This window comes from Lysinibacillus phoenicis (assembly GCF_047238325.1).
Lineage (GTDB): Bacteria > Bacillota > Bacilli > Bacillales_A > Planococcaceae > Lysinibacillus > Lysinibacillus irui.
Genome location: NZ_JBDFMP010000002.1, coordinates 1,951,110 through 1,973,787 on the forward strand (window position 1 = coordinate 1,951,110; position 22,678 = coordinate 1,973,787).

Consider the following 22,678-nt stretch of genomic DNA (forward strand, 5'->3'; position numbering starts at 1 on the left):
TTTTGTTACGCCTCCATTAATAATAATTCTGGCTCACTTAACAAACGCTTTAAGTGATTTAAAGCATTTTGCGCAGTGGCTCCATCGATCATACGATGATCAAAGCTCAATGATAATGCTAACACAGGTGCGGCTACAATTTCACCATTTTTTATTACAGGTTTTTCTGAAATTCGACCAATACCTAGTATTGCTACTTCAGGATGATTAATTACTGGTGTGAACCATTGTCCTCCTGCAGAGCCAATATTCGTAATGGACATGGAAGCACCTTTCATTTCATGTGGCGCAAGCTTGCCTTCACGGGCTTTCGTCGCTAACTCATTGATTTCATTAGACACTGCAAATACAGATTTACGATCTGCATGCTTAATAACTGGTACTAGTAGGCCTCTTTCAGTATCAGCAGCAATACCGATATTATAGTAATGCTTCTGAATAATTTCTTGTGTAGCATCATCTAATGAGCGGTTAAATTCTGGGAACTCGCGTAAAGTTGAAATAAGAGCTTTAACTACATATGGTAAGTATGTTAATTTAACACCTTTTTCAGCAGCGATATCTTTGAATTTTTTACGATGTGCTACAAGAGCTGTTACATCGACTTCATCCATTAGTGTAACATGAGGAGCCGTTTGTTTCGAGTGTACCATTGCTTTTGCAATCGCTTTTCGAATACCAGACATTTTCTCACGCGTCTCAGGGAATTCCCCTTCAAGAACTACTGGTGCTGCCGGTGCTGCTGTCTCTTCCTGCGCCGTTGCTTCAGTTGCTTCAACATTTGCAGCTTGAGCTTCTACAGTACCTCCACCTTTTAAGAAGTTTTCAATATCTTCTTTTAGGATTCGACCATTTTTACCTGTACCCTTCACTTCACGAATGTTAACATCGTTATCACGTGCAAATTTACGTACAGAAGGCATTGCAATCACACGTTTTGATTCATCAACAACAGTCTCCACTTTGTCTGGAGCTTTATCTTGAGCTTTTTCTGGTGCCTTCTCCTCGTTTGTAGGAGCTTTTTCTACATTCTGACCAGATTCAGCAGTTGCTTGAACTTGTGCTTCTGTTTTCGCTTCAGCATGATCGTCACCTTTAAGCTTTAAGTCCTCATAACCAGGTGCATCAAATCGGATTAAGACATCACCAACAACGGCAACAGTCCCTTCTCCTACTAAAACTTCCTCTACTTTACCTTCTACTGGTGAAGGGATTTCTACTACTGCTTTATCATTTTGTACTTCACAAAGAATATCGTCTTCTTTAACTGTATCTCCAGCTTTAACGAACCATTTCACGATCTCGCCTTCGTGAATACCCTCGCCAATATCCGGTAGTCTGAATTCAAATGCCATGTGTACCCATCCTTTCTATTTACTCTTCAAGTTTAGAAGCTTTATTAGAATGTTAAAACTTTTTTCGCTGTTTCCATTACATCTTTGTAGTTTGGTAACCAAACACCTTCAGCTTGTGGGAATGGGTACACAGTATCTGGTGCAGCCACACGAAGAACAGGAGCTTCTAAGCTTAAAATTGCGCGCTCTGTAATTTCTGCTACTACGTTTGCAGCGATACCCGCTTGTTTTTGAGCCTCTTGGACAACAATCGCACGTCCTGTTTTTTCAACTGATGCGATAATAGTATCCACATCGATTGGTTGAATTGTACGTAAGTCAATTACTTCTACAGAATGTCCTTCTTTTTCAAGTTCCTCTGCAGCCTTTAAGCTTTCATGAACCATTAATCCGTAAGCGATAATTGTTAAATCTTTACCTTCGCGTTTTACATCTGCTTTGCCTAGCGGAATTTCATATGCTTCCTCTGGCACTTCTTCACGGAATGAACGGTAAAGTTTTAAGTGCTCTAGGAAAATAACTGGGTTATCATTACGGATTGATGAAATAAGTAATCCTTTTGCATCATATGGTGTTGATGGTACAACAACTGTTAAACCTGGTTGTGCTGTCATTAGGCTTTCTAAGCTATCTGAGTGCATTTCAGGTGTATGCACACCACCACCAAATGGTGAACGGATTGTTACTGGCGCATTGTATACACCACCACTACGGTAGCTCATACGTGCTAATTGACCACTAATAGAATCCATTACTTCATATACGAAACCAAAGAATTGAATTTCAGGAACTGGACGGAATCCTTGAAGAGAAAGACCAACTGCTAACCCACCAATACCTGATTCTGCTAATGGTGTATCGAACACACGATCAACACCGAACTCTTTTTGTAGGCCTTCTGTAGCGCGGAATACCCCACCGTTGACACCTACATCTTCCCCGAATACAAGAACGTTTTCATCATTCTTTAATTCTGTGCGAAGTGCATCTGTAATTGCTTGAATCATCGTCATTTGTGCCATTGGTTATTTCGACTCCTTCTCTTTATAGATTTCATACTGTTCTTTTAAATTAGATGGCATTTCGCCTTTATACATATTTTCCATTAACTCTGTCACTTTTTGTTTTGGAGCAGCATCTGCTTTTTTGATTGCTTCTTTAATTTCTTCTTTTGCACGCTCAATTACTGCTTCTTCCTTCTTTTCATCCCATAAACCTTTTGCTTCTAGGTATTTACGGAAGCGAACAAGAGGGTCTTTTTGAGCCCATTCATTATCAGTATCAGAAGTACGGTAACGAGTTGGGTCATCCCCTGCCATTGTATGCGGACCATAACGGTAACACATAGTTTCAATTAATGTTGGACCTTCGCCATTAATTGCACGTTCACGAGCATCACGAGTAGCTACATAAACTGCAAGCGCATCCATTCCATCTACTAGAATACTTGGTAAACCTGCTGCTACACCTTTTTGTGCAATTGTTTTAGCAGCTGTTTGCAATTCACGAGGAGTTGAAATTGCATATTGGTTATTTTGTACGATAAAGATTGCTGGAGATTTAAATGCACCTGCAAAGTTAATTCCTTCATAGAAGTCACCTTGTGATGAACCACCGTCACCTGTATAAGTTACGGCAACAGCTTTTTTCCCGCGTTTTTTAATACCAAGTGCCACTCCTGCAGCTTGAATATATTGTGCTCCGATAATAATTTGTGGAGCTAAAACGTTTACACCTTCAGGAACCTGATTCCCAATGAAGTGACCACGTGAGAATAAAAATGCTTTTTCAAGAGGTAAGCCATGCCATACAATTTGTGGTACATCACGGTAACCTGGTAAAATCCAATCCTCTTGCTCTAATGCAAAGTGAGAAGCAAGTTGTGAAGCTTCCTGACCTGCTGTAGGAGCATAGAAACCTAAACGTCCTTGACGATTTAGTGAGATTGAGCGTTGATCTAAAATACGTGTGTAAACCATACGTGTCATTAGTTCAACTAGTTCCTCATCAGATAGTTTTGGGTCTGCCTCTTTATTTATAATTTCGCCTTCTTCATTTAAAATTTGAAACATTTCAAATTTATCTTCGATTTCAGTTAGCGTTTGTTTCGCATCAAAAATATTATTGTTTTTCTTGCTCATTTGTCACATCTCCCTTTCAGCTGTATTAAAATAAATCACCATTTTTACTAGTACAACTTATTCTTGACACTCAGTATACTGAATAAAATACTGTCGGTCAATCATATATTACGGCTATAAACAAAGATTTTTTCTAAAATAACATTCCAATACCACTGTCCTATACTGTATTACCAATATCTAAAATCTGTATTACAACACCTTATTAACACCATATATTCCTTAAGTTTTCCAACAGGTTTTCCAATAGTAGAATACCCCAATCTAGAAAATCTAATAGCATTAGAAAAATTTTTTGAGTATATTCAAATAAGGTCTTTTTACATGTGATTGTTTTAAGACGTGATGTATACTTATTAGTAAGGCACTACAAAGTTGAAAGGAAGATTACTATATGATTTTAATGGATGATATTATCCGCGAAGGTCATCCGACTTTACGCACAAAAGCTGAGGAAGTTAAATTCCCTTTAACTGATGAAACAAGAAAGCTCGCTGAAGATATGCTTCAGTATTTAATCAACAGCCAAGACCCTGAAATGGCAGAAAAATATAATTTGCGTAGTGGTATTGGCCTAGCTGCCAATCAGGTAAATAGCTTACAGCGTATGTTTGCTCTACATTTAAAAGATGAGGCTGGTGAACAATTAAGCTTTGTTGCCATTAATCCGAAAATTGTAAGCCACTCTGTCGAAAACACATACCTAACAGCAGGAGAAGGTTGTCTCTCTGTTGACCGTAATATACCTGGTTATGTACCCCGTCATGCGCGCATCACAGTCAAATTTAAAACAATTGATGGCGAAGAAAAGAAAATGCGTCTTAAAGGTTTGCCAGCTATTGCATTTCAGCATGAACTAGATCATCTAAACGGCGTAATGTTTTATGATCGTATCAATGAAAAAAACCCATTTGCAGAAATACCTGATTCCATTCCATATGAGCGAGATTAAAATAAACCTCGGCAGTTATACATCTGCCGAGGTTTATTTTTATCGATTTAAACGAGCATTAATTGTTTCAATTAATTTAGGTAGCTCTGCCATTGTTTCAATTGTATAGTGTGCCCCTGTTTCTTCAAAAATACGTCTCGTTTCGGCTATGACTTGTTGCTGTTCTTCAGAAGTGAGTGCTTGAAATTCTTCTTCAGATAATCCCATTTCTGAACTTCCAATAATAACACCAACAGCCCAAACACCAGCATTTAATGCTTCCATTATATCTGAAGTCGTATCGCCAACCTTTACGACTTGCTTGGTTGCCTTCGAGCCTAATGCCTGCATGTTTTTAAAAATCATATATGGGTATGGTCGTCCTTTATCACCAACCTGTGTGGGTGTTACAAGAAAATCAGGTTGGTAGCCTTTGTTAGCTGCATTTTTCGTCACTACTTCCATCATCGAATCAGTATAGCCTGTTGTAGAGCCAATTCGAATACCCGCTTCTCTTAATTGCTGTACCGCTGTCTTCACATGTTGGATCGGATCTGTATAGTTTGCTAACGATTCCATTAATTTCGTTTCGAACTGATTATATAATGTATGCACGTCATTTTCTGTAAAAGCTTGTCCATGAATTCGTTGCCACTCCTCATTAATTCTTGGCATTTCTAGCATGGTACGAATATGGTCAATTTTTAACATGCCCATTGGTTTTCGAGCTTCTTCTAATGTTACATTGACACCAGCATCTTCAAAAATCGATAAAAAAACATTGACAGGGGCAAAGCAACCAAAATCAACTGCTGTTCCTGCCCAATCCAAAATAACCGTTTCAATTTTCATTGTTTTTCACCACCATATAATTTTCTATTATCTCACATAACGCTTGCATATCTTCCTCATGAATATCACCGATATTGCCAATACGGAATGTATCCACATCTGTCAGCTTACCAGGATAGATAACAAAACCTGCTTTTTTCATTTCCTCATAAAAGTGCTCAAAAGAAAACTCTTTATACGGGAACAAAAATGTTGTAATAATAGGTGATTGTAGCTCTTCCGCAATATACACTTCAAAGCCAAGCACTGATAAACGAGAGCGTAGTATTTGATTATTATCCGCATAGCGCTTATAGCGAGCGTTGATTCCGCCCTCTTCGTCTAGCTCTTCTAGCGCCTTCGCAAAAGCTGCCACTACATGCGTAGGAGAAGTAAAGCGCCATTTGCCATCATGCTTCATCACTTCCCATTGATGATACAAATCCAATGCAACACTACGAGCATGACCTTTGCATTTCTCTAATACATTTGTTTTAGCAATAACAAACCCAAACCCCGGCACGCCTTGAATACATTTATTGGCACTACTAATACAAAAGTCTATATGCAAGCTTGATAAATTCATTGGCACTCCACCGAAGCTACTCATTGCATCTACGATAAATGTTTTGTTGAACGAATGAACAACTTCCCCAATTTCTTTAATTGGATTTAAAATACCTGTTGTTGTTTCACAATGCACGACAGCCACGTGCGTAATACTCGCATCTTTTTCAAGTAAATCTTGAATAGCTATTGATGATGGCCGCTCATCATAAGGAACACTGTAAACAACATGCTGTAGCTTTAGTACTTTGGCCATTTCAACCATTCTTTCACCATAAGCTCCATTTGTGATGATTAACACTTTATCGTCTTCACTTATAGCTGTTGTGAGAACAGATTCTACTACAAAGCTACCACTACCTTGCATAAGGACCGCTGTGTAATCCGGCTCATCGACTTGAGCTAACGCCAAAAGCTGCTTGCGAATTACTTGTGTAACATTTTTATAGTCATCATCCCATGTACAACGATCTTTTAACATTTCCTGTTTTACTGCTTCAGTTGTTGTTAATGGTCCTGGTGTCAATAATTTATAGTTACTCATTTGTTAAAACTCCTTATCGTTGTGCTTCTTTAAAGAAAGCTTGATGTTTTTCTAATAAATCTACCGTTAATGTAGAGTCCCACTTTTTGAGATAAGCAGGAACATGTTCATCTTTCACTTGTTCCCCTTCATAAAGAGCGACAGGATATTGCTCTAATAGACCACCACGCGCCTCTGTTGCAATGACCTTAGCGATTTCTTTAGCTAACGCTTCATCTCCCTCTTTATCTACTACAGCCACAGATTCCGTTAATGTGAAGTTTCCTTCTGTCGGGTCAATATAATCGATTGGCAACCCTTCATTTTTGGCATCTATGGCCTGAATACGTAAACCAAATCCAGCTGCAACTTCACCCGTTTTCACTTTTTTTATTGGTCCTGAGCCCGAGCTTTCAATATGTGGGCCCGCATTACTAATTAAATCTGCTAAAACCTTTTGACCTTCTTGCTCACCATAGTCCTTAATGATAGCTTGTACTAATAGCCATCCCGTTGAGGAATCCATAATATTTGGGAATGACACTAAATCCTTGTAGGCAGGGTCTGTCAAATCCTTAATCGTTTGCGGTACAGGTAGACCTTTTTGTTGTAACACCTCTGTATTAATAAAAATAGAACCTACATTTCCTAAAATCGGCAGTGCATACGTCACACCGCCATCAAGAGGCTTTAAGTCTGAAGAAATATCCACAAACATGGATTTAGTGGTTTGTGCACTTTCTATAAAATAAGAAGCCATCGTCACCACATCTGCTTCAATATCTGTTCCTTCAGCCATCATTTTCCCACCCAATTCCGAAGTACCAAAGGATTGGATTAAGTACTTTCCTTTATAGCCCTTGTCATCTAATCTAGACTCCATAACTTCAATTGCTTCATCATCAGCATTTGAATAAATAATGATCTGCTCTTCGGAATTTGCTTCAGCCCCTCCACATGCAGCTAAAACGATTGCCGCTGCACTAACTGTCCCTAACATCATGCCTGTTGATTTTTTCATTTTGAGATCTCCTCCACTTTTTCTTTATGAGTTGTTATATAATCACAACCTAATTTCACAATGAGGTTTGTACATAAAATAAATATTGATAGTACGAAAATATCGGTGTATTTCGCAAAATGCTGAAGCTCTTTTATCCGTGTCGATACAAGCATTGTTTTCGTGCTAACAAGGAAAATAACGCCACTGACAGTAACCATCGCATTTAAAAAATAATAGCTAAACATTTGATAAATCGTCGCTCTAATATTTGGCAAAATAATACGTACAATGGTTTTCAACCACGAGTCCCTTAATAGCTCCGCTGTCACTTCCCAAGTAGGGTCCATCTTTTGCAGAGAATTTTTCGCCATTAAATACGGAGTTGTAAAAAAATGCACAATATTACAAGCGATAATGATGAAAAAGGTACCTTTCAAGGACGTTCCATTAAAGAAAAACAAATAGGATAACCCAAGCACCATCCCCGGTACTGTATTGGTGATCATAGATGCTACATCCAAACTTTTCTTTCCTTTTAGTGGTGTCCTTGCATTAAGGAGGGCTGACATAAATGTAATAACTACCCCTAATACGGCAGTTAAAACCGCTACGATCAGAGAATTGATATAAACCTTTGTTAAATCTTTCTCAGCAAGTACATTTTGGACATGCTCTAATGTGAAGCTTAGGTCATAGGGATAGCCTTTCGTAAAAGGCACGATAAACATTGTTGAAAAAACGAACAAGACAACAGCTACACAGACAATTGAATAAACAGTAAACAACACATCACGTAGACGATGTTTGACAAGTTCACTTTGTCCGACTTGTTTATACTGAAAATTAAAGCGCTCTAAAATCGTTAACATAACTACACCGAGTATTGCTGGTACAAGCATAAAAACAGAAATTACGGCTCCACGTTCAAAATGGACAATTGAACCTAACATCGCTTGATAAAGCTCCGTAGCAATCACCCTGTAATTCCCCCCGACTGATGCAGGTATCCCAAAGTCAGTGAAGCTTAATATAAACGTTAAAATAAAGGCCCCACCAATTGTTCCTAGCATTGGACGGAATACAGTATGATAAAATCGACGGAGCGAATGATCACGCATCAACATCGAAACAAGTAAGAATCGTTTGTCGATATATTGCATGGAATTTTGCATTAAAATAAAAGCAACCGGTAATGTATATAAAACGTAACCTATCACTAAACCGTTGTACCCATAGATTGTAAAAAGAGGTTGTCCGATTAATTTTGTTAGAATTCCTTGATTACCAAATGTATAAATCAACACGAAACCATAGGTGATGGTTGGTAGTAACATTGGTAAAGTAACTCCAACCTGTACTAGCTTTTTCGTATGGCGATGGATCGTTGTAAAATGAACAGCATATGCCAATAAAAAAGCTAATATAGTGGTAACAACTGATGCTACAAAAGAAACTTTAAAGCTATTAATAAAAGCTTCACGAAGCTCTATATTACTTAAAGCATCTATATAATTTTGAAAGGTCAGCACATTTCCTATTTTGAAAGACTGCCAAAACATATAAAGTAATGGCACAATTAAAAACAATAGGAAAAATAATAGAATGGGCAGAAAAATTAATTTCATTATTTTATTCGTTTTAAGCATACGTTTCTCCAAATAATTGATAGATATTGTGTCGCTTAATATGTAGCTGTCTTAAGATAAAATCCTCTATAAATTGATTTTTTGGTGCTGTTACTATTTCATGAGGTGTGCCAAATTGAGCAACTGTTCCTTCATTAATAATCATGACTTTATCTGAAAGTGTTAAGGCTTCTTCTGGATCATGTGTGACAATAATAGTCGTTAAATTAAATTCACGAGCAATGGATTTAATGCGCTCCTTTATCGATTCTTTAATGACGCCATCTAAGGCACTTAACGGCTCATCCAGCAATAAAATTTTTGGCTGCATCACAAGTGTTCTGGCAATGGAAACACGTTGCTTTTGCCCACCTGATAATTCGTGAATCTTTTTATGTAAATGTGGTGTCAGCTCTAAAAAGTCAATATATTCTTGTATATCCCCCTTAGACATTTGCTCTTGTTTATTTTTCAGTCCATAAACGATATTGTCATATGCATTCAAATGAGGAAATAACGCAAAATCCTGAAACACAATATTAAATCCTCTTTCTTGCATCGATTGCTTTGATATATCTTGGCCGTTGTAAACAAGCTGACCAGCTGTTTGATCTGTAAGGCCTAAGATAATATTAAGCAAAGTTGTTTTCCCACAACCACTTGGCCCTAATAATGAAATGATCTCACCTGATTCGATGGTTATATTGATATCTTCTAAAACTTTCTTATTTTTATAGCTTTTCGAGATATTTTTTAGTTCTAACAAATTGTTCACCTCTCTCAGTTCCTAGCTTTAGTATAGTGGCAATTTGTAAAGGAAAATGCGTTTTTGTGTAAATGTTGAGTAAATTCTGACCAACTGTTGACAAACTTATGCTTACTTTGAGTAAATAGTAGTAGAGGTGATGAAATGTATATGATAGAAAGGCAACAGCAAATTTTGCAATTTGTACGACAACATAAGGTTGTAAAACTAGTGACACTCACAAAAGAATTTAACGTTTCAATGGAAACAATTCGTCGTGATGTCCAACAATTGATGCAAGATAAGAAGATAGAGAAATTTTATGGGGGCGTTAAATATATTGAGCCAGTTGAGGGATTAATTGACCAACGACTTCATACGCAGATAACTGAGAAAATCGCCATTGCTAAAGCTTGCGCTTCGCTTGTTCAAGATGGGGAGTGTATTTTTATAGATAGCGGGACAACTACATATCAAATGACACCATTTTTAAAGGAGAAGGAAAAATTAACAGTGGTAACAAACTCATTGCCTGTAGCATTTGATTTAATTGGTTCCACTATCGAGGTTATACTAATCGGTGGTAAAGTACGCCACTCGGAAAAATCAGTAACGTCCAATGAGTTTTTGTTCCGCTTTGAACACCTTAATATCAATAAGGCTTTTATTTGTGCTAGCGGTGTTTCAATCGAAAAAGGCATTTCAGATTTTAGCTTAGAGGAAGCCATCACAAGGAAACAAATTATTTCCATCTCTCAAACTGTCTATGTGGCTACGGATTCTTCAAAATTTAATAAAGATGTAGCCATTCAAGTTTGTCCAGTCAAAGATATAGATGGCATTATCACAGATGACGCCCTACCTAAAACTACGATTCAGCATTTTGCGGATAATGGCATTCCAATAAAAGTGGTTAACGCAGACGAGGATTAAAAAAGTGATTTTAACAATCATTTCGCAAGGCGAGGGTTGATTTCCGTTCCGCCAGCGTCCTTTCCAGGGGGCGTCCGATGAGCCGCTTCACTCACTACGTTCGCTCCAGGGTCTCATCTGTGACGCTAATCCCCTAGGAGTGACGCTGGCTCCACTCCAATCAACTATGCATAAAAAATATCAAGTAATAGTGAACAAATAGCTCCTTATTTCTATTATTAGAGAAAAGGATATGCACTTACTTTTAATAAATTCACAACAACCATTAATAAAATGAGTAATGAACAACTTTAAGATAAGACTTTTGGGAATCAAAACCTCTTTCACCTTTGACTAAGGAATATCTTTTACAAAACAAAAGCAACTAGTCGCGAAGTGCGCAACTAGTTGCTTCTTTATTTTTAGATAATCGCTAGCTTACGCATGATTTTTGCGAGACCATCTTCGTCTACATGATCAGCAATATGATGTGCAACAGCCTTTACTCGCTCATGTCCATTTCCCATCGCAACACTCGTACCTACAGCTTGTAGCATTTCGATATCGTTTATGCCATCTCCAAAAGCAAAGGCATCTTGTAACGTAATGCCCATTTTTTCAAGAATCTTTTCAATACCTACTGCCTTTGAGCCGCCCTTTGGCAAAATATCACAAGAATAACGATGCCAACGTACAAATTGTACATTTGGGAATGTTTCGCAATATAAAGGTTCATCTTTTTCTTCCATAAATATAAGTGTTTGATATACAGCGTTCTGCATATAATAAGAAGAATCTAATTCTGGGTATGGATATTTAAGCGTATCTAGACTTTCAGCAACCATATTATGTTCACCAACAGATGCAATCATACGTTTGTCATCTAAAAATACTACCGGCTCATTACGTGCTTCACCAAAGGCAATGATTTTCGCCAATTCTTCTTTTTCAATACCGTTTGTATAGACAACCTCACCTTTGTAAACAACATATTGTCCATTAAAGGTAACATACGTATCAATTTCCAGCTCCTCTAATAAAGCATCAATCATAAAAGGGGCTCGACCAGTAGCAATTGCCAACTCATAGCCATTACGTCTAGCTGCAAGAAGTGCTTCTTTTGCTGATGCAGGTAATTTTTTTTCACTGTTATAAAGAGTACCATCTACATCAAAAAATAAAATTTTGTTCATTTTAATATCCCTTTCCATCAATATTACCCTTTCAAGGCTAATAGCTTTACATAGACAATAATTTTTATTATAATGATCCTAAGGAGTGATGTGCCATGCTGAAGAAACTAAAACGGAAATTGTTGAAGCAGCTTCGCGGCGTACTCGGAAAAAAATCAATTGCCTAACATTTGCCCTTCATTATTTGAAGGGCTTTTCTTTATTTTAGAGGAACTGCGTGATAATATAAAGGAAATGCATTTATTTGGCTATACGCAACCACTGTCTCACTACTTCCTATATAATTTTAAAACATAGTGCACAACTGAAGCATTGAGATACAAGGATTACAAATGTATATTTCTTCTTTAAAAGAAATTCGTTGTTTTCTTGTAGCACGTGTGTGGTAGTAGTCAAAGGTGCAAGAAAAATGTACGCAATTAAAGGAGAGCAAACTATGATTTACAAAGTTTATTATCAAGAAAATGCAAATGAGATTCCAGTTCGCGAAAATACTAAAAGTCTATACCTTGAAGCTGCTTCAGAACGCGAAGTACGTCAAAAGCTAAAAGACCGAAACTACAACATCGAGTTCATTCAACTGCTTGAAGGTAACTATTTAGAGTACGAACAAGCTAGCCCGAACTTCGTCTTGGAGGAAATTTAACAAACATGAAGTTTGTTAAAAATGACCAAGCAGCTGTTTTCGCGCTCGGCGGACTGGGCGAAATCGGCAAAAACACTTACGGCGTTCAATTTCAAGATGAAATCATCTTAATTGACGCTGGCATTAAATTTCCAGAAGACGACTTACTGGGCATTGACTATGTTATTCCTGATTATACGTATTTAGTACGTAACGTTGACAAAATCAAAGGACTATTTATTACTCATGGACACGAGGATCATATCGGAGGTATCCCTTATTTGTTACGTCAGGTTAATATCCCTGTCTACGGTGGTAAGCTTGCACTTGGCTTATTACGTAATAAATTAGAAGAACATGGCTTACTACGTACAACAAAGCTTATTGAAATAAAAGAAGAGGATGTTATTAAATTCAGAAAAACATCTGTTAGCTTCTTTAGAACAACTCACAGTATTCCTGATGCGTATGGTATTGTTGTTAAAACACCACCTGGTAATATCGTTCATACAGGTGACTTTAAATTTGACTTTACACCTGTGGGCGAACCTGCCAACTTAACGAAGATGGCAGAAATCGGACGAGATGGCGTGCTTTGCTTACTATCAGATAGTACTAACGCTGAAAAGCCTAATTTCACCATGTCTGAGCGCACAGTCGGAAAGAGTATTGATGAAATTTTCCGCAAAGTTGATAGTCGTATTATTTTTGCTACATTTGCGTCAAATATTCATCGTCTACAACAAGCAACAGACGCTGCCGTAAAATACGGAAGAAAAATTGCTGTCTTCGGTCGCTCAATGGACAATGCCATTACAATTGGTCGTGAGCTTGGCTATATCAACGCGCCTAAGGATACATTTATTGATGCCCAAAGCATTAATCGACTTCCTGCAAATGAAGTAATGATTTTATGTACAGGCTCTCAAGGTGAACCAATGGCTGCCTTATCTCGCATTGCCAATGGTACACACCGTCAGATACAAATCCAACCTGGCGATACGGTTGTCTTTTCTTCATCACCTGTACCAGGTAATACTGTGAGCGTAAACAAAATTATCAATTTATTGTTCCGCGCTGGCGCAGAAGTCATTCATGGTGCATTAAATAATATCCATACATCTGGTCACGGATCACAAGAAGAGCAAAAATTGATGCTTCGTTTAATGAAGCCTAAATTCTTTATGCCTATCCACGGTGAATTCCGTATGTTAAAAATGCATACACATCTAGCAGAAGATTGCGATGTTCCATTAGAAAATACATTTGTTATGGAAAATGGTGATGTATTGGCCTTAAGCGCCAATGAAGCACATGTTGCTGGCCGTATCCCTTCTGGTGATGTTTATATTGATGGTAATGGTATTGGTGACATTGGCAATATCGTCTTACGCGATCGACGCATTCTTTCGGAAGAAGGTTTGGTTATCGTTGTCGTAAGTGTTGATATGGAAAACCAAAAAATTGTTTCCGGCCCAGACATCATTTCGCGTGGCTTTGTCTACATGCGTGAATCAGGTACGATGATTAACGAAGCACAGAAGATGCTCAATCGTCACCTTAACGAAACAATTCAAAGCAAAACACCACAATGGACAGAATTAAAAAATGAAATTACAGACGTTTTAGGTCCTTACCTATTTGAAAAGACAAAACGTCGACCAATGATTTTACCAATTATTATGGAGGTTTAACCTCCTGTAAAGAAGCTATGTAAATATTTACATAGCTTCTTTTTTTATTTTCTATTTTTTGAAACCTCTCTTTTTATTTTTGCGTATATAGTAATAACAACATCAAAAGGAGCGTTTTTATGCTAGATAAAATTCTTCATTCCTTACTCAACGGAAAATCAAAAGGTCATTATTCTTCCTCTAGTAGCCGTCGCAGATATTCAAAACGACATAATTATTATGGTCACAAGCATTATAAACGTAGCTCTCGCAAAAGTTCACGTAGTTTTTTCAGCTCAATGAGTTTCTTTAGTAGCTAATGTGGTGGAAAAGAATTTCCGAAAAAAACTTTGATCGAATTGTAGAGCATTTTATAGCTGAACATCCCGATTTCTCTTTTAAAAAATTTCTCGGCTATGGCTCATATGGTCGTGCGTATTTAATTGAAGATTGTTCATCTAAAAAGCTATTTGTTTTAAAATGCTTACGTCCTAAACATCGTCACCACAAGAAAACCATTTATAAATTTAAGCAAGAGATACACATACTTCAACAATTATCACTGCCTTATGTTCCTGCCATCCATTTAACAGGAACAATTGATGATTGTCCATTTTTCATCATGGACTATGTTAATGGCCAAACGTTTGAGCAGCTTATTTTTCAAGATGGCGCCAAGTTTACCATCGTTCGATCACTTGCCATTACTAAACAGCTTTTAGAACAAATTACACAATTACACAATCACGGTATTGTACATCGCGATTTACGTATTCCTAATATACTGCTAGTAGAACAGCAATTGCATATTATTGACTTTGGTCTCGCTACCACTTATCAAAAGGAAATCGATATTTCTACCATTGAAAACCCTAAACGTGCAGCAAATCATATTAGTGATCTTTATTTTGTCGGTCATTTTTTATTATTTTTACTTTACTCAAACTACAAGCCAAGCAATAAAAAAGAAAAAGCTTGGCAGCAGGAATTGCAGTTACCGATTGCCGTGCAAGATTTTCTTGAACGATTATTATGGATTCAAGAACCATTTCCAAGTGCATTAGTAGCACTGCAATCTATACCACAGTTAGCAGATATTTAGCTAAAAAAATAGAATTGTTCATCTGTCCACGTGAACAATTCTATCCTGCAATTCAACTATTAAAGTATTTAGCACTTACATAGGCAATCCAATGATACGCTGGATCTTGACGCAAATTTTCAATTAAACCCTTAATAATGGCTCTACTATATGTTGGTTTTTCTATTTCTTGTTTTAATAGCAGTAATGATTCTTTTACAATTGAATCTTCTGTATGAATGATATTTTGCTCAAATAATTGTAACAGAGCATCCTTTGACACATCTTGTTCACATGGCCTTGCAATAAATGGCACAAGATCTTCTGTGATAAAAGGAATGGTTGTATGGTGTGCAATGATATCTGTCTTCTCTGCTAATGATTTAGCTAGTTGCTCTAAATCAAGAGGCATATCTGAAAAAATAAACAGCTCGGCATAACTCTTCATAAATCCTTTAATACAGTACATAACATCGTATTTCATTTCCTGGAGTTTATCCTGATAAAGTTGTTCCAGCATATAGAGAATGGATTTAGACATTTCTGCTTCATACGCGGTTATTTTATGAAAAAGTTCTTTTTTTGTTAAAAAGACCTTTTCGTTAAAGAACACACGAGCGGATGCAGAATGGTCTTTGAATGCTTGAAAGATGCTTTTATAAAATTCAACTAAAACCGTTTCTTTATTATAGGTGCCTCTGACTACTTGGTCAACATCCGTAATAAATTGCTGTAAATAGTAGTCCACCATTGAAATAACAAGCTCATCTTTTGTTTTGAAGGATAAATAAAATGCACCTTTTGATATTCCACAACGTTCCGTTATTTGCTGTACAGATGTAGCTTCAAAACCCTGTTCAGAAAACAGTTCTAATGCTTTCTCCATAATTAATTGCTTTTTTAACATATTTTTAACTCTCTCCTAATGCATTTCGTTGACAAATGACCGATTAGTCATTAGTATAAATAATTGAATTTAGATAGTCAATAAAGGGTAGGTGTGAAGGTGAAAGGTTTAGTTAATTTCGTATTGAAAAACAAATTGGCAGTGTGGTTATTAACAATTATCATCACTGTCTCTGGTATTTATTCCGGTACAAGAATGAAAATGGAATCAATACCCGATATCTCCATCCCATATTTAATTGTTATGGGTGTATACCCTGGCGCAACGCCTGAACAAGTAATGAATGAACTGTCCATTCCATTTGAGAAATCCATAGAAAGCTTGGAAGATGTTAAAGCAGTTTATTCAACATCCTCTTCCAACGTAGCACAAGTTCAAGTTGAATATGACTATGGCATTGATATGGATGAGAAAAAACGTCAGTTAGAAGCAGCTTTAGATAATATTAAACTACCTGAAGGTGCACAAGAACCAAGTATTATGGCCATCAGCATGAACATGATGCCAGTAGTAGCTTTATCTGTAAGTAGCTCGAAGGAAGATATTGTAGATCTTACTTCAACAGTTGAGGACGTTTTACTTCCAAAAATTGAAAAAATTGATGGTGTTGCTTCTGCAACTATTACTGGTCAGCATATTGAACAAGTTTCTTTTAAATATGATGAAGAAAAAATGGCTGCACTAGGGTTAACTGAAGAAACAGTCAAGCAAATGATCCAAGCAAGTGACATGTCTTTATCACTTGGTTTATATCAATTTACCGTTGGTGAACAAGCAGTTTCAGTTGATGGTAAAGTAAAATCTGTAGATGAACTAAAAGATTTATTAATTCCTGTCACACCTTCAGCTACAAATCCTTCACCATTCGTTCGTCTAGGTGATATTGCAACGATTGAAGTAGAAGGTAAAGTACAATCTGTATCCCGTACAAACGGTAAGGATGCTATTGCCATTCAAATCGTAAAAGGTCAAGATGCGAATACGGTAACAGTAGTTAATGCAGTAAAAGACCTTATGAAAGATGAAGAAAAACGTTTAGACGGCTTAAACGTTGACATCTCTCTAGACCAAGGTGCCCCAATTGAAGATTCTGTTTTCACCATGATCGAAAAGGCAGTATTTGGTGGTGCAATTGCCGTATTAATCATTTTACTATTCTTACGTGATTTCAAATCAACAATTATCTCGATTATCTCTATCCCAGTTTCTGTCTTCATGGCATTACTACTATTAAACTGGATGGATATCACATTAAACATTATGACGCTAGGTGCGATTACCGTCGCAATAGGTCGTGTTATCGATGACTCGATTGTAGTTGTTGAAAATATTTATCGACGAATTCATTTAAAACAAGAAAAATTAACAGGTCGTGCCTTAATTCGTGAAGCAACGATTGAAATGTTTAAACCTATTCTTTCGTCAACATTAGTAACGGTTGCCGTATTCGCCCCACTTATTTTCGTAGGCGGTATGGTTGGCGAATTATTCATGCCATTTGCCCTAACAATGACATTTGCACTAGGTGCTTCCTTAATCGTTGCCATCACAATCGTACCAGCTTTATCTCACTTCCTATTCCGTAAAAAATTATACGGTGAGAAAAAGGAAAGCCAGCATAAAGAAGTTGGTAAGTTAGCTAATTGGTATAAAGGTGTCTTAGAAAAAGCATTAAACCATAAAATTATTACTTCAATCATTGCGATTGTATTACTTGCAGGTTCCCTTGCATTAACACCTTTAATAGGTTTTAGTTTTATGGGATCACAAGAAGAAAAAGTAATGTACTTAACGTATACACCTGCTACAGGTGAGCTAGCAGATGAAACGGCAGCAAACGTTGAAAAAGTAGAAAAAGAATTAATGAAACGTAAAGATGTTGATATTTTACAAGTTTCCATAACGGATTCCAATAATGTTGACCCTTCAGCAATGATGATGGGTGGAGGCGCTGGCGGTGCCTTAATGTACCTTATCTTTGATCCGGATATGGAGGACTTCCCTAAAGCTCGTGAAGAAGTAGAAAACTATGTGTTTAATATTGGCCAATCAGGAGAATGGAAGTCTCAAAACTTCTCATCAATGTCTATGTCTTCAAATGAAGTAAGCTATACACTATACAGTGATGACTTAGATAAACTTCGAGAAGCAGTAAGTCAAGTTGAGGGTGCTCTAAAAAAAGTAGATGGCTTAGAGGATATCAAATCTGATAACGAAGATCCTTATGTAGAGCATGTCCTTAAAGTTGAACAAAAAAATGTCCTTCAATATGGCTTAACTACTGCTCAAATTGTGATGGCATTAAATTCGAATACATCCCAAGAAGTTTTAACAACAGTTAAAAATGATGGGAATGATATTGATGTTATTGTACAACGTGATGCCAAAGTAGCTGCTACTTCACTTGATGATGTCTTAGCAACTGAAATTAAAACGGCATTAGGCACAACAATGACAATCGGTGAATTAGTAGATGTTGAGGAAGGTACGACACTTAACTCATTATCTCGTTCAAAAGGTGAATATTTCGCAACAGTATCTGGTACGATTACCGATGACGATATTTCCAAAGCAACTTCAGCTGCCGATAAGAAGATTGATAAATTAGATTTACCAAAAGGCGTAACAACTGGTGTTGCTGGCGTTGCTGCAGATATGCAAGAAACATTTACTAAGCTTGGTGTTGCTATGCTAGCGGCAATTGCCATTGTCTACTTCATTTTAGTGGTAACATTCGGCGAAGGTTTAGCGCCATTCGCTATTCTATTCTCACTACCTTTTGCCGTAATTGGTGCATTTGTCGGTCTTTTTGTCACAGGTCAAACTATTTCTGTTTCTGTTATGATGGGACTTCTGATGTTAATTGGTATCGTCGTAACAAATGCCATTGTATTAGTCGACCGTATCATCCATATGGAACATGATGGTCTTGCCATGCGTGAAGCTATCCTGGAAGCAGGGGCAACTCGTTTACGTCCAATCCTTATGACAGCCATTGCAACAATCGGTGCGATGATTCCGATGGCTCTAGGTTCTGGCGGTAGTGGTTTAATTTCTAAAGATTTAGCTATTACAGTAATTGGTGGTTTATTATCTTCAACACTATTAACATTAGTTGTAGTACCAATTGTTTATGAAATGCTATCTAAGATGTTAAAGAAAAACCGTAAAGATATTGAAGAAAATTAATAAGAAAACAGCTACTCATGCGATTCGCTTGAGTAGCTGTTTTTCTATTTATTGATTTTCTTTCACTACAAAAACTTCCTTGCTTTCTACACCTGTAGCAGATACAGCCGTAATGCCGTATGTATAACTGTGCTTAGCAAGAGCTGACTTGTCCAAGTATTGAGTGATGCCATCCTTATTATAAACAACATCTACTATATTTTGAGGGTCATCATAAGAACCTTCTTTGTTCCCATTAAAACGATAAATAACATATTTACGTGGCTGTGTTTCATTGTCGTCAATTATTTCAATCTTACGACCAGCCGCTTCCTTTGTCACTTGTACAAAAGTAGGCGTGTTTGGCACTGTATTATCATCCCAAGTGGTTACTGGTGTCAGTGCTGTATAATTATATAGTTGTTGACGAACAATCGTTGCGTAGCCTAATTTATCGTTTTGAAAACTTCGTAAAGAGAAATGCATTTGTCCTTCGGCTGCTACCTTTTCAGAACGATTTGCTAGTATTTGATTTGGCAATTCCATTTTATTTTTCCATGCTGCATCACTGTCATTGCCAACCTTGTAATCAGCAAGTCCAATGTATAGATGGACAGGGTGCGTTTTTGCATATGTTTGTACTTCATGGCTCCACCAATCTAGCAATGTCCCATATTTGGCAACAGATAATGTCCTTGACCAATAAATTTGTGGGGTAATGTAATCAATTGTGCCATTTTGAATCCATGTTCTGACGTCTGCATATAAATCATCGTAATTATTGACACCAGCTCGTGTGTCACTTCCGGTTTTATCCAATGATTTATTACGCCATACACCAAATGGTGAAATACCAAATTGTACATATGGCTTTGTCTCTTTAATAGCTGTGTAAAGATTTTCTACAAGGTTGTTAACATTATCTCTTCGCCAATCCTCTACCTTTTTAAAGGAAGTACCATATGTTTTGAATGCTGCTTGATCCGGGAAAACTTCATTAGCAATTTTGTATGGATAAAAATAATCATCCATATGCACGGCATCAACATCATAATTGGCTACTAGCTCTCTTACTATTTGAACTAAATAGTCTTGCACTTCGGGTAAGCCAGGATTTAAATAATATTGTTTGCCATATTTAACAACCCAGTTTGGATGTGTTCTAGCCACATTATCGGCAGAAAGGTCGGTTAGCTTTTGTCCAGACATTGTTACACGATAAGGGTTCATCCAAGCATGCAGCTCCATTCCCCGTTTATGCGCCTCCTCTACTATTATCTCAAGAGGATCGAAACCAGGATTTGTACCTTGCTTTTTCCCTGTTATGTACGACGACCATGGTGCTAGCTCAGACGCATACATTGCATCATTTGTTGGTCTTACTTGATAAATAACAGTATTAAATTTATTGGCTTTTAATTGATCCAAAGTTTGGCGTGCCCAAGCCGTGTACTGCTCCTTATTCATACCAGCTTTCATATCAAGATTGAGAACCGTTGAAATCCAGACAGCCCGCATTTCCCTTTTCGGCTGTGTCGTGTTTGCCTTCGCTGTATTAGCAGGGATTGTCGATAGGCATAACACCAAAATCATCAAGACTAAAGTTAAAATTTTCAATTTACTATTATTATTTCTCATATTTCCTCCATTTACTATTTTTCTATTTTAGTATATGATAACTTCTTGTTATATGCACGTCCCCATTCCTTTTAATTAGAGAAAACATGACTAAAATAAAATAATTCTTTTCCATGATGCATACTTAATAAATGTACCAATTCCTTCTAAAATAAGTATCTTTAATCACCCCAAAAAACACTCTTCCATATTCCATATTTTAAAATTTCAACTAATTTATGTTTAATTCATTCTTTACGCAGTAATGAACTGTATGCTACAATCAACACAACTTATGTAGAACGGAGGGTATTCCAAATGACAGCTTCAATTAGACTACGATTTCACTTTACTAATTAAATATGTGTACACTTTGCCTGCTGTGCAAGGAAAATGGAATTAGGTCTAGTCTGTTTTAGGAATACTGGAAAAGAGGGGACTTCAACTCCCCTCTTTTTTGTTGTCTTTTAACTTTCCACACAGGCACTACTGTTAGAAAGGGATGACGAAATTGGAACATTGGAAACGTAATACGATACTTTTTTTAAGCAGTCAAACGATTTCACTTTTTGGCTCTGCTCTTGTGCAGTATGCCATAACATGGTATATCACGCTTACAACGCAATCAGGCAGTATGATGACCATTGCGATAATTTGCGGCTTTTTACCAACCTTCTTCTTAGCACCAATAGCTGGTGTTTGGGCAGATCGGTATAATCGTAAATGGCTCATTATTTTAGCAGATGGCATGATTGCCTTATCCACGCTAATCTTAGCCATTTTATTTTTAATCGGCTATGATGAGCTCTGGCTACTATTTGTTATTTCGGCGGTACGTGCCATGGGTGCAGGTATTCAAACACCCGCTGTAGGCGCTATTTTACCGCAATTTGTGCCTGAAGAGCATTTGATGAAGGTCAATGGTGCAAATAGTAGTATTCAAGCTTTTATCATGATTCTTGCACCGATGGCAAGTGGTGCATTATTAACGATGGCTTCCATCGAATCTATTTTCTTTATTGATGTAACGACGGCTGCTATCGCCATTGCGATCTTCTTATTATTTCTGCATATTCCTACACATGCGAAAGCAAATCAGCCACAAACAACAGGCTATTTTAGTGATATGAAACAAGGCTTCATTTACATCAAAGAGCATGCTTTCTTAAAACAATTGTTTTTGTTCTTCGCCTTTTTCATGCTGCTTGCTGCACCTGCAGCCTTTTTAACACCTTTGCAAGTAACCCGTAGCTTTGGCGATGATGTCTGGCGTTTGACTGTTATCGAGATGGCCTTTGCCATTGGAATGTTAATCGGTGGTATCGCAATTGCAACATGGGGTGGCTTTAAAAATAAAGTGCATACGATGACATTATCTGCATTATTATTTGGACTTTGTACAATGGCTCTCGGCATTATTCCTGTTTTTTGGCTGTATCTCGTAATCATGACAGTTACCGGAATAGCTATGCCAATCTTTAATACACCCGCAACGGTGTTATTACAAGAAAAAGTTGAAAGTGATTATATGGGTAGGGTATTTGGCATTCTTAGTATGATATCCACCTCTATGATGCCGTTAGGTATGCTTATTTTCGGTCCGATAGCTGATATGATTGCCATCGAATGGCTACTCATCGGGACAGGAATCCTATTATTTATCCAAGGATTTTTCCTTCTGGGCAGTAAAGTCTTATTAAAAGCTGGCAGATCTACTGCCGAGCAAATAGATGTTGACAATCTAGCAAAAAAGTGAAGATTTTGTATAAGAGATATTGCTG

The 22,678-nt window shown here is 37.2% G+C and carries 18 protein-coding genes; 7 read left to right on the forward strand and 11 right to left on the reverse strand.

The annotated features are described in order from the left end of the window. Positions 1 to 5 precede the first annotated feature (5 nt). The 3 genes from ABC382_RS11405 to pdhA are packed head-to-tail and all read right to left on the reverse strand — an operon-like array spanning position 6 to position 3,496. Entirely contained in the window at positions 6 to 1,355 is a 1,350-nt protein-coding gene (locus ABC382_RS11405) for a dihydrolipoamide acetyltransferase family protein (protein WP_322604680.1), read from the reverse strand. A 44-nt stretch (positions 1,356 to 1,399) separates the two neighbouring features. After that, entirely contained in the window at positions 1,400 to 2,377 is a 978-nt protein-coding gene (locus tag ABC382_RS11410; protein WP_274795801.1) for an alpha-ketoacid dehydrogenase subunit beta, read from the reverse strand. Between the two features lie 3 nt (positions 2,378 to 2,380). After that, positions 2,381 to 3,496 (reverse strand): pyruvate dehydrogenase (acetyl-transferring) E1 component subunit alpha, encoded by a 1,116-nt coding sequence (gene pdhA, locus ABC382_RS11415; protein ID WP_274795800.1) that lies wholly within the window; start codon positions 3,494 to 3,496, stop codon positions 2,381 to 2,383. Positions 3,497 to 3,890: 394 nt separating this feature from the next. Here pdhA and def point away from each other — a divergent pair, with 394 nt between their 5' ends. Beyond that, positions 3,891 to 4,448 carry a peptide deformylase gene (def, locus tag ABC382_RS11420; RefSeq protein ID WP_274795799.1) on the forward strand — a complete coding sequence of 186 codons (558 nt, stop codon included), beginning with the start codon at positions 3,891 to 3,893 and terminating at the stop codon, positions 4,446 to 4,448. A 39-nt stretch (positions 4,449 to 4,487) separates the two neighbouring features. Here the strand turns inward: def and phnX are convergent, their stop codons facing one another. Genes phnX through ABC382_RS11445 form a run of 5 tightly spaced genes read right to left on the reverse strand, consistent with a single transcriptional unit; the run spans position 4,488 to position 9,742 of the window. Then, positions 4,488 to 5,279 carry a phosphonoacetaldehyde hydrolase gene (gene phnX, locus ABC382_RS11425; protein WP_322604681.1) on the reverse strand — a complete coding sequence of 264 codons (792 nt, stop codon included), beginning with the start codon at positions 5,277 to 5,279 and terminating at the stop codon, positions 4,488 to 4,490. After that, positions 5,269 to 6,369: a 2-aminoethylphosphonate--pyruvate transaminase gene (gene phnW, locus ABC382_RS11430; RefSeq protein WP_412926818.1), complete on the reverse strand. Its 1,101-nt coding sequence runs from the start codon at positions 6,367 to 6,369 to the stop codon at positions 5,269 to 5,271. Before phnW ends, phnX begins: the two co-directional genes overlap by 11 nt. Positions 6,370 to 6,382: 13 nt before the next feature. Then, positions 6,383 to 7,369, reverse strand: a complete 987-nt coding sequence (locus tag ABC382_RS11435) for an extracellular solute-binding protein (protein WP_412926819.1) — start codon at positions 7,367 to 7,369, stop codon at positions 6,383 to 6,385. Further along, entirely contained in the window at positions 7,366 to 8,997 is a 1,632-nt protein-coding gene (locus tag ABC382_RS11440) for an ABC transporter permease family protein (RefSeq protein WP_412926820.1), read from the reverse strand. Before ABC382_RS11440 ends, ABC382_RS11435 begins: the two co-directional genes overlap by 4 nt. Next, a complete protein-coding gene (locus ABC382_RS11445; RefSeq protein ID WP_274795794.1) occupies positions 8,990 to 9,742 on the reverse strand; it encodes an ABC transporter ATP-binding protein in 753 nt (250 codons plus the stop codon). The genes ABC382_RS11440 and ABC382_RS11445 overlap by 8 nt, the downstream gene beginning before the upstream one ends. A 150-nt stretch (positions 9,743 to 9,892) precedes the next feature. Here ABC382_RS11445 and ABC382_RS11450 point away from each other — a divergent pair, with 150 nt between their 5' ends. Continuing rightward, positions 9,893 to 10,654 carry a DeoR/GlpR family DNA-binding transcription regulator gene (locus ABC382_RS11450; protein ID WP_396631758.1) on the forward strand — a complete coding sequence of 254 codons (762 nt, stop codon included), beginning with the start codon at positions 9,893 to 9,895 and terminating at the stop codon, positions 10,652 to 10,654. Positions 10,655 to 11,055: 401 nt separating this feature from the next. Here ABC382_RS11450 and ABC382_RS11455 read toward each other — a convergent pair whose 3' ends face one another. Beyond that, positions 11,056 to 11,826 carry a Cof-type HAD-IIB family hydrolase gene (locus ABC382_RS11455; RefSeq protein WP_322604685.1) on the reverse strand — a complete coding sequence of 257 codons (771 nt, stop codon included), beginning with the start codon at positions 11,824 to 11,826 and terminating at the stop codon, positions 11,056 to 11,058. Between the two features lie 436 nt (positions 11,827 to 12,262). Between ABC382_RS11455 and ABC382_RS11460 the strand changes: the two genes are divergently transcribed. The 3 genes from ABC382_RS11460 to ABC382_RS11470 all read left to right on the forward strand — a co-directional run bounded on the left by ABC382_RS11460 (position 12,263) and on the right by ABC382_RS11470 (position 15,226). Beyond that, on the forward strand, positions 12,263 to 12,472 hold the full coding sequence (locus tag ABC382_RS11460) for a DNA-dependent RNA polymerase subunit epsilon (RefSeq protein WP_274795791.1): 210 nt from the start codon (positions 12,263 to 12,265) through the stop codon (positions 12,470 to 12,472). A 5-nt stretch (positions 12,473 to 12,477) separates the two neighbouring features. Next, positions 12,478 to 14,145, forward strand: coding sequence for a ribonuclease J1 (gene rnjA, locus ABC382_RS11465; protein ID WP_274795790.1), 1,668 nt, complete (start codon positions 12,478 to 12,480; stop codon positions 14,143 to 14,145). A 298-nt stretch (positions 14,146 to 14,443) separates the two neighbouring features. Continuing rightward, positions 14,444 to 15,226, forward strand: a complete 783-nt coding sequence (locus ABC382_RS11470) for a serine/threonine protein kinase (RefSeq protein WP_322611376.1) — start codon at positions 14,444 to 14,446, stop codon at positions 15,224 to 15,226. A 52-nt stretch (positions 15,227 to 15,278) separates the two neighbouring features. Here the strand turns inward: ABC382_RS11470 and ABC382_RS11475 are convergent, their stop codons facing one another. Further along, entirely contained in the window at positions 15,279 to 16,112 is an 834-nt protein-coding gene (locus ABC382_RS11475; protein WP_322604687.1) for a TetR/AcrR family transcriptional regulator, read from the reverse strand. 99 nt (positions 16,113 to 16,211) lie between these two features. Here ABC382_RS11475 and ABC382_RS11480 point away from each other — a divergent pair, with 99 nt between their 5' ends. Then, a complete protein-coding gene (locus ABC382_RS11480; protein ID WP_274795787.1) occupies positions 16,212 to 19,301 on the forward strand; it encodes an efflux RND transporter permease subunit in 3,090 nt (1,029 codons plus the stop codon). A gap of 48 nt (positions 19,302 to 19,349) precedes the next feature. Here the strand turns inward: ABC382_RS11480 and ABC382_RS11485 are convergent, their stop codons facing one another. Then, positions 19,350 to 20,918, reverse strand: coding sequence for a glycoside hydrolase family 10-like protein (locus ABC382_RS11485; RefSeq protein WP_322604689.1), 1,569 nt, complete (start codon positions 20,916 to 20,918; stop codon positions 19,350 to 19,352). 481 nt (positions 20,919 to 21,399) lie between these two features. Between ABC382_RS11485 and ABC382_RS11490 the strand changes: the two genes are divergently transcribed. Further along, positions 21,400 to 22,653 carry an MFS transporter gene (locus tag ABC382_RS11490; protein WP_312504756.1) on the forward strand — a complete coding sequence of 418 codons (1,254 nt, stop codon included), beginning with the start codon at positions 21,400 to 21,402 and terminating at the stop codon, positions 22,651 to 22,653. Positions 22,654 to 22,678: the final 25 nt, after the last annotated feature.

Bases quoted from the DNA above. Each gene is read 5' to 3' on its own strand.
- ABC382_RS11405 (WP_322604680.1), bottom strand. From the start codon at position 1,355: ATGGCATTTGAATTCAGACTACCGGATATTGGCGAGGGTATTCACGAA.
- ABC382_RS11410 (WP_274795801.1), bottom strand. From the start codon at position 2,377: ATGGCACAAATGACGATGATTCAAGCAATTACAGATGCACTTCGCACA.
- pdhA (WP_274795800.1), bottom strand. From the start codon at position 3,496: ATGAGCAAGAAAAACAATAATATTTTTGATGCGAAACAAACGCTAACT.
- def (WP_274795799.1), top strand. From the start codon at position 3,891: ATGATTTTAATGGATGATATTATCCGCGAAGGTCATCCGACTTTACGC.
- phnX (WP_322604681.1), bottom strand. From the start codon at position 5,279: ATGAAAATTGAAACGGTTATTTTGGATTGGGCAGGAACAGCAGTTGAT.
- phnW (WP_412926818.1), bottom strand. From the start codon at position 6,369: ATGAGTAACTATAAATTATTGACACCAGGACCATTAACAACAACTGAA.
- ABC382_RS11435 (WP_412926819.1), bottom strand. From the start codon at position 7,369: ATGAAAAAATCAACAGGCATGATGTTAGGGACAGTTAGTGCAGCGGCA.
- ABC382_RS11440 (WP_412926820.1), bottom strand. From the start codon at position 8,997: ATGCTTAAAACGAATAAAATAATGAAATTAATTTTTCTGCCCATTCTA.
- ABC382_RS11450 (WP_396631758.1), top strand. From the start codon at position 9,893: ATGATAGAAAGGCAACAGCAAATTTTGCAATTTGTACGACAACATAAG.
- ABC382_RS11455 (WP_322604685.1), bottom strand. From the start codon at position 11,826: ATGAACAAAATTTTATTTTTTGATGTAGATGGTACTCTTTATAACAGT.
- ABC382_RS11460 (WP_274795791.1), top strand. From the start codon at position 12,263: ATGATTTACAAAGTTTATTATCAAGAAAATGCAAATGAGATTCCAGTT.
- rnjA (WP_274795790.1), top strand. From the start codon at position 12,478: ATGAAGTTTGTTAAAAATGACCAAGCAGCTGTTTTCGCGCTCGGCGGA.
- ABC382_RS11470 (WP_322611376.1), top strand. From the start codon at position 14,444: ATGTGGTGGAAAAGAATTTCCGAAAAAAACTTTGATCGAATTGTAGAG.
- ABC382_RS11475 (WP_322604687.1), bottom strand. From the start codon at position 16,112: ATGTTAAAAAAGCAATTAATTATGGAGAAAGCATTAGAACTGTTTTCT.
- ABC382_RS11485 (WP_322604689.1), bottom strand. From the start codon at position 20,918: ATGAGAAATAATAATAGTAAATTGAAAATTTTAACTTTAGTCTTGATG.
- ABC382_RS11490 (WP_312504756.1), top strand. From the start codon at position 21,400: ATGACGAAATTGGAACATTGGAAACGTAATACGATACTTTTTTTAAGC.